Raw genomic sequence first — 14,605 nt, 5'->3', positions numbered from 1 at the left:
GCCGTACGAAGGCCTGATCACGGCCCGGTCCGACAGCGGACCGGGCCGTTTCGCGTGTCCGGAAACGGAGCCTTCGCGGAGGGTTCTCATAAGGGGACACACCCGGGCCAGGCGGGCCGTGCGGGGCGTCGAGGCGTGTTGCGGAGCACGTCCCGTCCGCGCATAGTTGCGCTGCATCGGAACACGCGGGAACCGGGGGTGGGATGGGCGATGGCCGGGCACGGGACGGACGGGCATCCACACGGTGCTGACCGACTGTGCGAGGCCGGGGATCGGGTGTATTCCCGGGCCGTACGGCGCGGTCGCGTGCCCCGCGAGGACGCGGAGGCGGTGCCCTGTCTGCTGGAACTCGCTCTGCTGCACCCCGACCCCGACGACATGGCCTGGCTGGTGCCCACGTCCCCGCAGGAGGTCATGACCCGGCTGCTGCGCGGGGTCTACGACGAGGTCAGCGCGAGCCAGCGGCGGATGGGCTCGGCGGTCGCGGCCTTCGAGTGGTACGCGGGCCTCGGCCCGCCGGCCCAGAACGCCTCGGCGGAGGGCAGCGCGATCCGGGTCCTGGACGGGCTGTCCCGGATCCAGGCGGCCATGGACGCGGCGACCGAGGCCTGCACGGCGGAGGTGCTGACCGTGCAGCCGGGCGGCATCCGCCCCGAGCACGAGCTGACGGAGGGCCTGCACCGGGCGATGTCCCTGCGCGGGCGCGGGGTGCGGATGCGCGATCTGTACACGCATGTCGCCCGGCACGGGCAGGGGCTGCTCAACTACCTGGAGCTGATGGGCGACGCGGTGGAGGCGCGGACCCTGGAGGAGGTCATCGACCGGCTGATCCTCTTCGACCGCACGGTCGCCTTCATCCCGGCCAACTCCGACCGCACGCTCGCCCTGGAGCTGCGCCATCCCGCGCTGGTGCAGTACCTGGTCACGGTCTTCGAGCGGCTGTGGCGCCTCGCGATCCCGCTGACCGCACCACTGCCCGAGACCGGCATCGAGGGCATCTCCTACCGCGAGCGGTCCATCGCCGCGCTGCTCGCCGAGGGCCACCAGGACGCGGTGATCGCCGAGCGCCTGGGGATCAGCGTCCGTACCTGCCGGGCCCATATCGCGCGGCTCTCGGAGACCCTCGGCGCGGCCAGCCGGACCCAGCTCGGCGTCCGGATCGCCCAGGCCGGCCTCGACGGCCCGCCCCGCCCGAGCGGCCTCGGCCCGCTCAGCGTGCCCGATGTTCCTGGCCGAGGATCCCCGACTGTCCGATGAGATAGCCGAGTTGGGCCCGGCTCTCACTGCCCAGGGTGGCCGCCAGCTTGGCGATGTGGACGCGGGCGGTGCGGACGTTCATGCCGAGCCGGTCGGCGATCACGGTGTCGGTGTGGCCCTCGACGAGCAGCCGGGCGATGGCGCGCTGGCGCGGGGTGATGCCGTTGAGCGTGGGCTGCTGGACGGCCTCGGGATACATGGGCGTGGCCAGGTGCCACAGCCGGTCGAAGACCGTGAACAGGTAGTGCACCAGCGCCGGGTGGCGGATCTCCAGGGCGTGGGTGCGCTCGGCGTTGGCCGGGATGAAGGCGACCGTGCGGTCGACGCAGATCAGCCGGTCGGTGACCTCGTCCAGGCTGCGCGCCGCGACATCGCCCACCAGCTCCTCGTACCGCGCCATGACCTGGGGGGAGTGGCGCAGGGTGTGCGGGTAGAGGCTGCGGATGCGGCCCCCGCGGTCGAGCAGGTCCTGGTCGCGGGCCATGGCGGTGAGATGGGTGGCCGGGTTGGTGCGGGAGCCGTAGCTGATGGCCGGCTGGATGCTGAGGACCTCGCGCTCGGCCTCGGCCATGGCCTCGGTGAGCGTGTCGTTGATGCGCTGCTTGCCGGTGACCACCTTGATCAGCGGGGACTGGGAGCCGGTGGTGCGGCGCCCGTCGATGCGCATCCACTGCTCGAAGGTCTCCGTCAGCCGCAGCTCGCGCCGGCGTTCCTCCGCGACGCGCTCCGCGGAGGAGCGCAGCAGCCGGTGCAGGGCGGTGGCCGGGGCCACGGGCTCCAGCAGGGTGATGTCCTCCACGGTGGGCTGGAGCAGCCCAGAATCGACCAGGCAAGGGGCCTCAGCGGCCTCCTGGGCGCCTATCGGGCCGTGCCGCAGGGCGTGCTCGTACAGGCGTGCGCCGGGCGCGCACAGCTCGTCCAGGCCGTGTTCGGGGTGGGGGGTCCCGTTCACCGGCCCGCTCACTGCTCGCGGTCCAGGATCCCGGACTGCGCGATGAGGTAGCCCAGTTGGGCCCGGCTGCCGCTGCCGAGGGCGTTGGCGAGCTTGGCGATGTGGGCCCGGCAGGTGCGCACGTTCATGCCGAGGCGGCGGGCGATGGCCTCGTCGACATGGCCCTCCACGAGGAGTTTGGCGATGGAGTGCTGGATGTCGGTGATGCCGTCGGGGTCGGTCTCGTAGGGGGCGCCGGCACTGAGGGGGACCGCGCGGCTCCACATGAACTCGAAGACCTTGAGGAGATAGCCCACGAGCCCGGGGTGGCGCAGTTCCAGGGCGACCTGGCGGTCGTCCCGGATGGGGATGAAGGCGACCGACTCGTCACAGATGATGAGCCGCTCGACCAGCTCGTCGATGGTGCGGTACTCCGCCTTGCCGTCGGCGAAGTGGTCCACCCAGGCCAGGCGCTCCGGGCTGTAGCGGGCGGTGTGCTGGTAGAGGGTGCGGATCCGGACCCCGCGCTCGATCAGCAGCTTGTCCCGCTCCAGCGCCTGGACGAGCTGCCGCTCGGGATGGCGGTGGCTCGGCTGGACGGTGAGCATCTCGTTGCGGCACTGGGCGATGGCCAGATCGAGCGCCGCGTTGATGCGGTCCAGGCCTTCCAATACGGTGATCGAGTGCGTGGACGCCGGCTCGCCCTGGGCGCTGAGGGCCATGAACGGCTCGAAAGCGCTGGCGAGCTCGATGGACAGGCGCCGGTGCTCGGTGATCTCCCGCTCTATCGGATTGAGCCGTTGGGCGAGGGCGACCGCGGGCGGCACCGGACGCAGCCAGTCGGCGTCGTCGGGATCGGGGTGGAGCAGGGCGAACTCCATCAGACAAGGGGCGGATTCCACGTCCGAGCGGGCGATACGTCCCGTGCGCAGCGCGTTCGCGTAAAGACGACCGCCTTCCTCGCACAACTCCGTCACAGCGTGGGGATGCGTCGCTTTAGTCCGATTCATTGCTAAATCTCCACCCCCCAGGGTCCTGAACATGCAGGAACATGATGCACCGATCGTGTGGCCATGACGTGCCCGAATGAGCCATCGTCTTACTCGACGGGGGAAGAGGGGACCTTCAAGTGAGGACGAAGCCGACTATGCGTAAGAGAATGCTTCGCTCGGTGCTTGTCGCCACCTTCTCCGCCGTTGTGGCCTTCGGATCGCTGAGTGGCCTCTCGAGTGGGAAGGCAGACAGTGCCTGGTCGAGTCCGGCCGCTACCGCGGCTGGGGGCGATGCTCCTGTCCGTACGGACGACAGTGCGTGGAGTTGACGTGACGACCCCACCTGACGACCGCTCCTTCCGTCGCGAAATGGCCACCGCCTACCGCTCCGGCTGGCACTTCATCGATCTGGTCACCGCCATCCCCCACGCCGGTGACTCGCTGATGGTGACTGTCTTCGGAGAGCCGGTCGTCGTCACCCGCGACGAGGACGAGGACCTGCGGGCCTATCGCTGCCTGCGGCGGCCCCGGGGGGCGCCGCAGCCCGTGCGATGTGCCATCCGATACGGAATGATCTTTGTGAACCTGGACCAGCGGGACCACCAGCAACTGGTGGACCCGGAGGTCCCGGTGCCCCGGACCATCTCAGCCACCCCCCGCAGTGCCTGACGCGATTCCCCCGTCGTAACAGATCGCTCAGGTGCTTCCCCCCGCAGCGGCGTCACCGTGACCTGAACACGGTGACGCCGCTGCAGTTTTACGGGACATGTCGGCGTATCCACCGGTACGGCGCCTGGCTGAAAACCGTCAGTCCCGCGGCATCAGCCGCGCCCCATGGCCCGCTCCAGTTCGATCTCGATCACCACACGGGCCGGATTCGGCGAGGGCCGGCGCTCATAGCGCTCCGCGTACCGCCGCTCGGCCTCCGCGATCCGCTCCGGCTCGGTGCGGACGTACGCCCGTCCCTCCAGCGTCGCCCACCGCCGTCCGGCCACCTGGCAGACCGCGACCCGCGCGCCGGCCTCCCCGGCGGCCCGCACGTTGGCCACCTTCGTGCTCGCCTTGTTCGCGATCACCCGCGCCAGCCCGGCCTCCGGGTCGTAGGTCACGCCCACCGGCACCACGTGCGGGCTGCCGTCCGGGCGCGGGGTGGTCAGGGTGCACAGGTGCCGTTCCCGCCAGAAGCTGAGAAACGAGTCGTCGGGGGCACCCGGGTCCTGGGAGTAGTTCATGCGCGGAACCCTAGGCGCTTGTGCCCCGACAGGCCTCCCGGACCGTACTTGAGTGGAATAGACTCAACTTTGTGTACGTTGACTGAGTCAGCGTGGATGAGTGCTCTGATCAGGAGGAGAACGGATACGTGGACGCAGAGCTGACCAACAGGAGCCGGGACGCCATCAACGCGGCCAGCAACCGGGCCGTGACCGAAGGACACCCGGACCTGACCCCCGCTCACCTGCTGCTGGCTCTGCTCCAGGGGCAGGACAACGAGAACATCACCGATCTGCTGGCCGCCGTCGAGGCCGACCAGGCCGCCGTCCGCGCCGGTGCCGAGAAGGCGCTCGCCGCGCTGCCCAGCGTCACCGGGTCCACCGTGGCGCCGCCGCAGCCCAACCGGGAGCTGCTCTCGTCCATCGCCGAGGCACAGGCGAAGGCCCAGGAGCTCGGCGACGAGTACCTCTCCACCGAGCACCTCCTCATCGGGATCGCCGCGAAGGGCAGCCCGGCCGGGGACGTACTCTCCCAGCAGGGCGCCACCGCGAAGAAGCTGCTGGAGGCGTTCCAGGACGCGAGGGGAGGACGCCGGGTGACCACAGCCGACCCGGAGGGGCAGTACAAGGCGCTGGAGAAGTTCGGCACCGACTTCACCGCCGCCGCGCGGGAGGGCAAGCTGGATCCGGTCATCGGCCGGGACCAGGAGATCCGCCGGGTCGTGCAGGTGCTGTCCCGCCGTACGAAGAACAACCCCGTACTGATCGGTGAGCCCGGCGTCGGCAAGACCGCCGTCGTCGAAGGGCTCGCCCAGCGGATCGTGAAGGGGGACGTGCCCGAGTCGCTGAAGAACAAGCGGCTGGTCGCGCTGGACCTCGGCGCGATGGTCGCCGGGGCCAAGTACCGGGGTGAGTTCGAGGAGCGGCTGAAGACCGTGCTCGCGGAGATCAAGGACTCCGACGGCCAGATCATCACGTTCATCGACGAACTGCACACCGTCGTGGGCGCCGGGGCCGGCGGGGATTCGGCCATGGACGCGGGCAACATGCTCAAGCCGATGCTCGCGCGCGGCGAACTGCGCATGGTCGGCGCCACGACCCTGGACGAGTACCGCGAGCGGATCGAGAAGGACCCGGCGCTGGAGCGACGCTTCCAGCAGGTGCTGGTGGCCGAGCCGACCGTCGAGGACACGATCGCGATCCTGCGCGGTCTGAAGGGCCGCTACGAGGCCCACCACAAGGTGCAGATCGCGGACAGCGCGCTGGTCGCCGCCGCCACCCTCTCCGACCGGTACATCACCTCCCGCTTCCTCCCGGACAAGGCCATCGACCTGGTCGACGAGGCCGCCTCCCGGCTCCGCATGGAGATCGATTCCTCCCCCCTGGAGATCGACGAACTCCAGCGCGCCGTCGACCGGCTGAAGATGGAGGAGCTGGCGCTGAGCAAGGAGACCGACCCGGCCTCCCGGGAGCGCCTGGAGCGGCTGCGCCGCGACCTCGCCGACAAGGAGGAGGAGCTGCGCGGCCTGACCGCCCGCTGGGAGAAGGAGAAGCAGTCCCTGAACCGGGTCGGCGAGCTGAAGGAGAAGCTCGACGAACTGCGCGGACAGGCCGAACGGGCCCAGCGCGACGGCGACTTCGACACCGCCTCCAAGCTGCTGTACGGCGAGATCCCGGGCGTGGAGCGGGACTTGGAGGAAGCCTCCGAGGCCGAGGAGGAGGCCGCCCGGGACACCATGGTCAAGGAGGAGGTCGGCGCCGACGACATCGCCGACACCGTGGCCGCCTGGACCGGCATCCCGGCCGGGCGCCTGATGGAGGGCGAGACGCAGAAGCTGCTGCGCATGGAGGAGGAGCTGGGCCGCCGGCTGATCGGCCAGGCGGAGGCCGTGCAGGCGGTCTCGGACGCGGTACGGCGCACCCGCGCCGGCATCGCCGACCCGGACCGCCCGACGGGTTCCTTCCTCTTCCTCGGACCGACCGGCGTGGGCAAGACCGAGCTGGCCAAGGCGCTGGCGGACTTCCTCTTCGACGACGAGCGGGCGATGGTCCGCATCGACATGTCGGAGTACGGCGAGAAGCACAGCGTGGCCCGGCTGGTGGGCGCGCCGCCCGGCTACGTCGGCTACGAGGAGGGCGGCCAGCTGACCGAGGCGGTGCGCAGGCGGCCGTACTCCGTGGTGCTGCTGGACGAGGTGGAGAAGGCCCACCCGGAGGTCTTCGACGTCCTGCTCCAGGTGCTGGACGACGGCAGGCTCACGGACGGGCAGGGCCGTACGGTCGACTTCCGCAACACGATCCTGGTGCTGACGTCGAACCTGGGCAGCCAGTTCCTCGTGGACCCGCTCACCAGCGAGCAGGAGAAGAAGGAGCAGGTCCTGGAGGTGGTGCGGACCGCCTTCAAGCCGGAGTTCCTGAACCGGCTCGACGACCTGGTGGTCTTCTCCGCGCTGTCGAAGGACGAGCTGAGCCGGATCGCCCGGCTCCAGATCGACCGGCTGGCCAAGCGCCTGGCGGAGCGCCGGCTGACCCTGGAGATCAGCGACGAGGCCCTGGACTGGCTCGCCGACGAGGGCAACGATCCGGCCTACGGCGCCCGCCCGCTGCGCCGGCTGGTCCAGACGGCCATCGGCGACCGGCTCGCCAAGGAGATCCTCGCGGGCGAGATCAAGGACGGTGACACGGTCCGGGTGGACACCTTCGGCGACGGCCTGATCGTGGGGCCGGGCACGGGCAAGACGCTCTGACGGTCCGGGCGCCCGGCCGCGGGCGCCCGCTCAGGCCGTCATGACCCAGATCGCGACCAGGGTGAGGAATCCGCCCACGGCGAGGGCGGGCAGGCCCAGGATGGCGGCGACCACCCACCACCGGGTGCGTCCCGCCGTCGCCGTCATCTGTGAGGTCGCCATGAGACCGCCCTTTCACCCGTCCGCCGTGCCTGTCGGCCAGATCCTGTCAGCTGAAGGCTGACAGGCCCGGCCGGGGCTTGCCACCCCCCTCCCTGCATGGGGGAGGATGGCGGAATCCGTACGAAGGGAAATTCACGGTGACCATCGACCCGTCCTCGATTCCGAACTTCGGGGGCCAGCCCGAGCCGCAGCCGCAAGGACCGGCGGGCCCCGTCGTCCCGGATCAGGACCTCGTGAAGCAGCTCCTCGACCAGATGGAGCTCAAGCACCTCGTGGACGAGGAGGGTGACCTCGTCGCGCCGTGGGAGCAGTTCCGTACGTACTTCATGTTCCGTGGCGAGGGTGACCAGCAGGTCTTCTCGGTGCGGACGTTCTACGACCGGCCCCACAAGATCGACGAGAAGCCGCAGCTGCTGGAGTCCATCGACGACTGGAACCGGCGGACCCTGTGGCCCAAGCTCTACACGCACACCCACGACGACGGCACGGTCCGTCTGATCGGTGAGGCGCAGATGCTGATCGGCACCGGCGTCAGCCTGGAGCACTTCGTCTCCTCCACCGTCAGCTGGGTGCGGGCCGCCATCGAGTTCGACAAGTGGCTCGTCGAGCAGCTCGGTCTGGAGCAGGAGATCAACGACGCCGAGAAGCCCGAGGGCGACGAGGAGTAGTCAGGCCCCGCAGCCGGACGAGAGCCCGCCCGAGGCACCGACCACCGAGGTCGCGTGCCGGGGGCGGGTTTTTGCCGTACTGGGCCCGCGGATCTTCGCCGTACCGGGCCCCGTCAGCCCGCGAGGCGCTTCAGCCGCTGTACCGCCTCCTGGAGGACCTCGGTCCGCTTGCAGAACGCGAACCGGACGAAGGGCGCGCCCGCGTCCCGGTGGTCGTAGAAGACGGCGTTGGGGACGGCGACGACCCCGGCCCGCTCGGGCAGGGCCCGGCAGAAGGCGAAACCGTCGCTCTCGCCCAGCGGGCGGATGTCGGTGGTGATGAAGTAGGTGCCCGCCGAGGGGAACACCTCGAACCCGGCCTCCTGCAGCCCCGAGGCCAGCAGGTCCCGCTTCGCCCGCATATCGGCGCGGAAGTCGGCGAGGTAGGAGTCGGGCAGCGCGAGCGCCTCGGCGACGGCGTACTGGAACGGCCCGGAGGTGACGTAGGTCAGGAACTGCTTCGCCGAGCGTACGGCCGTCACCAGGCCGGGCGCCGAGGTCACCCAGCCCACCTTCCAGCCGGTGAACGAGTACGTCTTGCCCGCGGAGCCGATGGTGACCGTGCGCTCCCGCATCCCGGGGAAGGTCGCCAGCGGGACGTGCTCGGCGCCGTCGAAGACCAGGTGCTCGTAGACCTCGTCCGTGACGACCAGCAGATCCCGCTCCACGGCCAGCTCCGCCACCGCCGCCAGCTCCTCGCGGGTGAGGACCGTGCCGGTCGGGTTGTGCGGGGTGTTGATCAGCAGCAGCCGGGTGCGGTCGGTGACGGCGGCACGCAGCTCGTCGAGGTCGAGCCGGAAGCGGCCCTCCGACGGGCGCAGGGTGACCGGGACGCGGCGGGCGCCCGCCATGGCGATGCAGGCCGCGTAGGAGTCGTAGTACGGCTCCAGGGCCACCACCTCGTCGCCCGGTTCCAGCAGCGCGAGCAGGGCCGCCGCGATGGCCTCCGTCGCGCCCGCCGTCACCAGCACCTCGGTGTCCGGGTCGTACGTCAGCCCGTAGTGCCGCCGCTGGTGCGCGGCGACCGCCAGCCGCAGCTCGGGCACGCCCGGGCCCGGCGGGTACTGGTTGCCGCGTCCGTCACGCAGCGCCCGCACCGCCGCCTCCCGTACCTCCTCGGGCCCGTCGGTGTCCGGGAAACCCTGGCCCAGATTGATCGATCCGGTCCGCAGGGCCAGCGCCGACATCTCCGCGAAGATCGTCGTTCCGAACTCGGCGAGACTGCGGTTGAGAAGGGGACGCGCACCAGAAGTCATGCCGGCCATCCTGCGCCGAAGCTCTGGAGTTCCTCAACTCTGCTTTGGGCTGTGAGTGGGCAGGGCATTCCCCGGTCACGCAGCCGGCGAGGCGCCCACGGGGGGCCGCTTCGGGGGCGCTGCGGAGAAACGGAGGGTGACGTCATGCCCATGGCTCTCGGCATCATCCTGGTGGTTCTGTTCGCGGGTCTGGTCACGCTGGCGATCGTCGGCGCGGGGCGCCGGCAGATGGCGCAGGGGCGCCGGCGCTCCCACGGCCGTCGCGACAGTCACGACGGCAGCAGCGGCTGGTGGGTCGGCACCGGTGACACCGGCGCGTCGTGCGGGTCGTCCGGGCACTCCTGTGGTGGCGGCTCCTCGTCGTCCTGCGGCGGTGGCGGTGGCGGAGGCGGATGCGGGGGAGGCAGCTGACACGGGGCAGCTGAGCTCCTTCAGGGGGAACCGCATCAAGGGCCGTGGGGTCCGCTCGTCGGGGCGGGCCCCACGGCTCTGTCGTCCGCTCCGGCGTACGCCCCAGCCGACACGGCGCACGCCGTGGTTGAACAGTTGAGCTGTGGAGCCCTCTGAGGGATGGAAACCCCACGAAGTTGGGTAAAAACGCTGTGGTGGCACCACCGTTCATGATTCCCTCTAAATCACCAACGCAGCCCCTCGGACGTCCCGCGGCCATCCCCTCGACTCGCCGACTGGGCTGACCGGACCGTTCGCCAGGTGCCGACCGGGGTGCGCCGGACGCACACTTCCCTTCCCCCCTCCTTTCTTTGCGTGCTAGCGGAGCCGATCCATGCTCACGACCCTGAACACCTCCTACACCGACACGCGCGCGGCCGACCTCGCCTGGGCCCTGGGGCGCGAGCCGCTCCCCGCACTGGCCACGCTCGACCTCGAACTGTCCGGTTCGAAGCTCCAGTTGAGACTGCTCGGCGCGTCCCATCAGGTACTTCTGGAGGAGGAGCGGGGGAGTTGTTCGGAGACGGTGGCCTGCATCCCGGGCAGCAGCACCCCCCTCCCGCTCGGCGTCGCCAAGCGGATCGGGGACTGGGAGTACGAGTTCGCCGCCCGCGTCGAGCGACTGGCGCCGGGTCAGTTCGCGGGCCGAGCGCAGGAGTTGCTGGCGCTCGTCGCCGACCACCCCAACGGCCTGGCCGGGGTCTTCCCCGGCAGCCCGTACGCCTTCACCGCCCTGCTCGCACAGCGGCACGAGGGTCAGATGCACTGGCGGACCTGGCACGCCTACCCGCAGGACGGCCAGTTGGTGGCGACCCGCACCCGGGTCGGGGTGCGGATTCCGGCGAGCGTGTGAGCTACTCGCGGGTTTCAAGGGGCAGTTCCACACGTGTGGGTGACGAAGCGTGACGCCGCCGTGACGTAACGTCGCAGCGTGATCGAACCGCACGCGCCCGCCCCGCCCGGCACCCCGCCACCCTGGGGCGGCCGGGCGCGGCTGCCCGTGCGGCCGGGGACGGGACGGTTCCTGGTCCTCGCGTGCGTCTTCGTCTGCGCCGCCTGCGGACTCGTGTACGAACTCGAACTGGTCGCCCTGGCGTCGTACTTGATCGGCGACTCCGTCACCCAGGCCTCGGTCGTGCTGTCCGTCATGGTCTTCGCGATGGGTCTCGGCTCGCTCGTCGCCAAACGGCTGCGCTGGCACGCCGCCGCCGGCTTCGGCGCCATCGAGGCGGTCCTCGCCCTCGTCGGCGGCTGCAGCGCGCTGGCGCTGTACGCCGCGTTCGCCTGGACCGGCGGCTGGGGCGGGATGTGGGGACAGGGGCCCCGGGTGCTGCTGGTGACCTTCTCGCTCGCCATCGGCCTGCTGATCGGCGCCGAAGTGCCGCTGCTGATGGAGCTGATCCAGCGCATCCGGCGCCAGGACGCGGGCGGCGCGGTGGCCGACCTGTTCGCCGCGGACTACGTCGGCGCGCTCGTCGGCGGCCTCGCCTTCCCCTTCCTCCTCCTGCCCCTGCTCGGCCAGCTGACCGGCGCGCTGATCACCGGCGCGGTCAACGCGCTGGCGGGCGGCGCCCTCGTCCTCGGCCTGTTCCGCGGCGACCTGACCCGGCGCGGGCGCTGGCTGCTGCTCGCCGCCAACCTCACCGTCCTCGGCCTCCTCGCGGCGGCCGCGCTCCACGTCGACGACTTCGAACGGGCCGCCCGGCGGGCGGTGTACGGCGCCGACGTACGCGTCGCGCTGCAGACCGACGTCCAGGAGATCGTCCTCACCGGCGGCACCGACGGCCGCTCGGCAAACCTCTTCCTCGACGGCCGGCTCCGCGTCAGCGGCCGGGACGAACACCGCTACCACGAGGCCCTGGTCCACCCCGCGATGAACGGCCCGCACGCCCGCGTCCTCATCCTCGGCGGCGGCGACGGCCTGGCCGCGCGGGAGGTGCTGCGGCATCCGGGCGTCCAGCGGGTGGACGTCGTCGAACTCGACGCCGAGGTGGTCCGGCTCGCCCGCGAGGACCCGGCCCTGACCAGCCTCAACGGCGGGGTGTACGACGATCCGCGGGTCCGGGTCACCACGGCGGACGCGTTCCGCCAGCTGCGCCGGCCGCCGGACGTCCGCTACGACGTGGTCGTCTCCGACCTCCCCGACCCGGGCATCACGGCGAGCACCAAGCTGTACGCCCAGGAGTTCTACGGCCTGGCGCGCCGCGTCCTCGCCGACGACGGACGCCTGGTGGTGCACGCGGGTCCGGTCGCCTCCCGGCCCCGGGTCTTCTGGACGGTGGAGACGACCCTGCGCGCGGCGGGTCTCGCGACGGCCCCGTACTGCGTGGCGGGCCGCGCCCCCGGTTTCGCGGACGGACCCGACCGCTCCTCCGGCCGCGCGGACGCCCCGCACGACTGGGGCTTCATCCTCGCGACGAAGGGCCCGAGGCCGCCGTCGCCGGGCCTGTCCCCGCACGGCCCGCGACTGCGCACGCTGACCGAGGCACGGCTGCTGGAGGACGTGCGGGCGGCGGAGGACCTGCGGGTGCGAGGACTGCCGACGTCGACGCTGGTGCATCCGCGGTACTGAAGCGTCACGTGGGGATACCCGGACGTGCCGCGAGATTACGCCGACGGGGGGTGCGAGCCCGCGTCTCGTGGGTAGGCTCCGCTGACATGGAGCTTGAGGTGTTCGTCCCGGTGGCCACGGCTCGTGTGCGGCAGGCCCTCTCCGACCCCGCCCGGGTGGCCCGGGCACTCCCCGGCCTCCAGCAGGACGCGGGCGCCGAGACACCGGTGAGCGGCCGCCTGAAGCTGAGGGTGGGCAGCCACTCGGTCACCTACCGGGGCGCGCTGCGGGTCTCGCCCCAGCGGGACGGCTCCTTCGCGGTGGAGGGCGAGGCGACGGAGGCGAGGGGCACGGGTGCGGTCGAACTGTCCCTGACGCTCCGGCTGGACGACACCGAGGACGGCACGACCCTCACCTTCGACGCCACGGCCAAGGCGGACGGCCGCATCGCGCAACTCCCGGCGGAACAGGTGAGTTCAGCGGTGACGCGGCTGCTGAACCGTTTCGCGGAGAACCTGGGGACGGTGGACAGCGAGGAGAAAGCGCCGGAGCCGGAGGCGGAGCGAGCAGAAGCGCCTCTCACAGCCGCTGAGCCAACCCCCGAAGCAGCCGGACCGGCAGGTGCCGACGACGAGGAAGCCCCGCAGGGGGCACCCGGGGCCGAGGACGAAGCCGAGGACCCCACGGCCGAAGCCCCGCAGGAATCCGCCCCCGAGGCCGCCCACGCCCGCCGCACCATGATCGGCCGCAGTGCCGAAGAGGTCGACCACGCCCCGCCCCGCGGCCGGTACGCCCCCGTCCCGGCACCGACCCCCACCGCCCAGGCCGGCACCCTGCGCTGGGCGGCGCCCGCCGCCGCGCTCGCCGTCGCGTCCGCGATCGTCGTCAGCCGGGTGCTGAGAAAGCGCCGCTGAACCAGCGGCCCACGCCCCCTTGATCGCCCCAGTAGGGTCGTCCCGTGAGTACCGAAGACATCACGCTGACCGCGGGCGACGCGGAGGTGACCGTACAACCGGGCAACGGCGGACGGATCGGCGGCCTGAGAGTCGGCGGCACCGAACTCCTCCGCCAGGGGGACCGCTTCGGCTGCTTCCCCATGGTCCCCTGGTGCGGCCGGATCAGGGACGGCCGCTTCCGCGACGGCGCCACCGTCCGCCAGATGCCGCTGAACGCCTCCCCGCACGCCATCCACGGCACCGCCCGTGACGGCGCCTGGCGCACCGCCCGCGCGACCGCGGACGAGGCGGTGATCACGTACGACCTCGTGGACCCGTGGCCGCACACCGGACGCGTCACCCAGGTCGTCGCCCTCACCGAGGACGCCCTGACGCTGACGATGTCCGTGGAGACGTACGAGGACTCCTTCCCGGCCCAGATCGGCTGGCACCCGTGGTTCAACCGGAACCTCGGCGGCGAGGACGTCACCCTCGACTTCACCGCCGCCTGGCAGGAGGAGCGCGGGGACGACCACCTGCCCACGGGCAACCGCGTCGACCCCGAGCCCGGCCCCTGGGACGACTGCTTCGGCATGCCCGGCGGTGTCGACGTCACCCTCACGTGGCCCGGACAGCTCCGGCTGAAGGTGACCAGCGGTGAGGAGTGGGTCGTCGTCTACGACGAGCAGGAGGCCGCCGTCTGCGTGGAGCCGCAGACCGGTCCGCCCAACGGGCTGAACACGCTGCCGCGCCTGGTCACCCCGCTGGAGCCGCTGGAGGCCACGACCGTCTGGAGCTGGACCCGCATCTAAGCTGGTCGGCATGACGGATGTACGCGGCGCGCTGCTGCAGCAGATCAAGGACAAGGCCGTGGTGCACGGCAAGGTGACCCTGTCGTCGGGGCTCGAGGCGGACTACTACGTCGACCTCCGGCGCATCACCCTCGACGGGGAGGCCGCCCCGCTGGTCGGCCAGGTGCTGCTCGACCTCACCGCCGACCTGGAGTTCGACGCGGTGGGCGGCCTCACCATGGGCGCCGACCCGGTCGCCGCCGCCATGCTGCACGCCGCCGCGGCCCGCGGGCGGAAGCTGGACGCCTTCGTCGTGCGCAAGGCCGCCAAGGCGCACGGGCTGCAGCGCCGCGTCGAGGGCCCGGACATCTCCGGCCGCCGGGTGCTCGTCGTCGAGGACACCTCCACCACCGGCGGCTCCCCGCTCACCGCCGTGGAGGCCGTGCGCGAGGCCGGCGCCGAGGTCGTGGCCGTCGCGACGATCGTCGACCGGGCCACCGGCGCCGCCGAGAAGATCGAGGAGGGCGCGGGCGTGCCCTACCGTTTCGCCTACTCCAAGGACGAGCTCGGCCTGGACTGAGGTCAGGGCTGAGACAGCTCTCGGAGCATCCCGGT

15 protein-coding genes are annotated in these 14,605 nt (G+C 71.5%); 10 read left to right on the top strand and 5 right to left on the bottom strand.

Annotated elements, in window-relative coordinates; genetic code table 11:
* Window positions 1-210 precede the first annotated feature (210 nt).
* Window positions 211-1,257, top strand: a complete 1,047-nt coding sequence (locus AC068Z_RS10145) for a helix-turn-helix transcriptional regulator (RefSeq protein ID WP_478554164.1) — start codon at window positions 211-213, stop codon at window positions 1,255-1,257.
* On the opposite strand, the gene AC068Z_RS10140 is transcribed toward AC068Z_RS10145, so the two are convergent.
* Window positions 1,211-2,209, bottom strand: coding sequence for a helix-turn-helix transcriptional regulator (locus AC068Z_RS10140; protein WP_478554162.1), 999 nt, complete (start codon window positions 2,207-2,209; stop codon window positions 1,211-1,213). The two genes, AC068Z_RS10145 and AC068Z_RS10140, sit on opposite strands and share 47 nt — an antisense overlap.
* A gap of 8 nt (window positions 2,210-2,217) precedes the next feature.
* Window positions 2,218-3,231 carry a helix-turn-helix transcriptional regulator gene (locus AC068Z_RS10135; protein WP_478554161.1) on the bottom strand — a complete coding sequence of 338 codons (1,014 nt, stop codon included), beginning with the start codon at window positions 3,229-3,231 and terminating at the stop codon, window positions 2,218-2,220.
* A 279-nt stretch (window positions 3,232-3,510) separates the two neighbouring features.
* Here AC068Z_RS10135 and AC068Z_RS10130 point away from each other — a divergent pair, with 279 nt between their 5' ends.
* Complete coding sequence (locus AC068Z_RS10130) at window positions 3,511-3,849, top strand: hypothetical protein (protein ID WP_478554159.1); 339 nt, start codon at window positions 3,511-3,513, stop codon at window positions 3,847-3,849.
* A gap of 152 nt (window positions 3,850-4,001) precedes the next feature.
* Here AC068Z_RS10130 and AC068Z_RS10125 read toward each other — a convergent pair whose 3' ends face one another.
* Window positions 4,002-4,412: a pyridoxamine 5'-phosphate oxidase family protein gene (locus AC068Z_RS10125; RefSeq protein ID WP_478554157.1), complete on the bottom strand. Its 411-nt coding sequence runs from the start codon at window positions 4,410-4,412 to the stop codon at window positions 4,002-4,004.
* Between the two features lie 128 nt (window positions 4,413-4,540).
* Here AC068Z_RS10125 and clpB point away from each other — a divergent pair, with 128 nt between their 5' ends.
* Window positions 4,541-7,138, top strand: coding sequence for an ATP-dependent chaperone ClpB (gene clpB, locus AC068Z_RS10120; RefSeq protein WP_478554155.1), 2,598 nt, complete (start codon window positions 4,541-4,543; stop codon window positions 7,136-7,138).
* A 30-nt stretch (window positions 7,139-7,168) separates the two neighbouring features.
* Here the strand turns inward: clpB and AC068Z_RS10115 are convergent, their stop codons facing one another.
* Window positions 7,169-7,300: a hypothetical protein gene (locus AC068Z_RS10115; protein WP_478554153.1), complete on the bottom strand. Its 132-nt coding sequence runs from the start codon at window positions 7,298-7,300 to the stop codon at window positions 7,169-7,171.
* A 137-nt stretch (window positions 7,301-7,437) separates the two neighbouring features.
* Between AC068Z_RS10115 and AC068Z_RS10110 the strand changes: the two genes are divergently transcribed.
* The gene (locus AC068Z_RS10110; RefSeq protein ID WP_451729237.1) at window positions 7,438-7,968 is read left to right on the top strand and encodes a YbjN domain-containing protein; all 531 of its coding nucleotides are present in this window, start codon (window positions 7,438-7,440) and stop codon (window positions 7,966-7,968) included.
* A 113-nt stretch (window positions 7,969-8,081) separates the two neighbouring features.
* Here AC068Z_RS10110 and AC068Z_RS10105 read toward each other — a convergent pair whose 3' ends face one another.
* The gene (locus AC068Z_RS10105) at window positions 8,082-9,272 is read right to left on the bottom strand and encodes a pyridoxal phosphate-dependent aminotransferase (protein ID WP_478554150.1); all 1,191 of its coding nucleotides are present in this window, start codon (window positions 9,270-9,272) and stop codon (window positions 8,082-8,084) included.
* A gap of 135 nt (window positions 9,273-9,407) precedes the next feature.
* Here AC068Z_RS10105 and AC068Z_RS10100 point away from each other — a divergent pair, with 135 nt between their 5' ends.
* The 6 genes from AC068Z_RS10100 to pyrE all read left to right on the top strand — a co-directional run bounded on the left by AC068Z_RS10100 (window position 9,408) and on the right by pyrE (window position 14,570).
* Window positions 9,408-9,674 (top strand): hypothetical protein, encoded by a 267-nt coding sequence (locus AC068Z_RS10100; protein WP_478554148.1) that lies wholly within the window; start codon window positions 9,408-9,410, stop codon window positions 9,672-9,674.
* Window positions 9,675-10,047: 373 nt separating this feature from the next.
* Window positions 10,048-10,566 (top strand): DUF2617 family protein, encoded by a 519-nt coding sequence (locus AC068Z_RS10095; protein ID WP_478554146.1) that lies wholly within the window; start codon window positions 10,048-10,050, stop codon window positions 10,564-10,566.
* 78 nt (window positions 10,567-10,644) lie between these two features.
* Entirely contained in the window at window positions 10,645-12,285 is a 1,641-nt protein-coding gene (locus tag AC068Z_RS10090) for a polyamine aminopropyltransferase (protein ID WP_478554144.1), read from the top strand.
* An 86-nt stretch (window positions 12,286-12,371) separates the two neighbouring features.
* Window positions 12,372-13,178: an SRPBCC domain-containing protein gene (locus tag AC068Z_RS10085; RefSeq protein ID WP_478554142.1), complete on the top strand. Its 807-nt coding sequence runs from the start codon at window positions 12,372-12,374 to the stop codon at window positions 13,176-13,178.
* Between the two features lie 44 nt (window positions 13,179-13,222).
* Window positions 13,223-14,011 carry an aldose epimerase family protein gene (locus AC068Z_RS10080; protein ID WP_478554141.1) on the top strand — a complete coding sequence of 263 codons (789 nt, stop codon included), beginning with the start codon at window positions 13,223-13,225 and terminating at the stop codon, window positions 14,009-14,011.
* A 10-nt stretch (window positions 14,012-14,021) separates the two neighbouring features.
* Window positions 14,022-14,570: an orotate phosphoribosyltransferase gene (gene pyrE / locus AC068Z_RS10075; RefSeq protein WP_478554139.1), complete on the top strand. Its 549-nt coding sequence runs from the start codon at window positions 14,022-14,024 to the stop codon at window positions 14,568-14,570.
* Window positions 14,571-14,605 lie beyond the last annotated feature (35 nt).

The sequence above is a fragment of the Streptomyces sp. NPDC043726 genome, from assembly GCF_056436565.1.
Note: the sequence above shows the minus strand (reverse complement) of the source record. Positions and strands in the feature narration are given on the sequence as shown.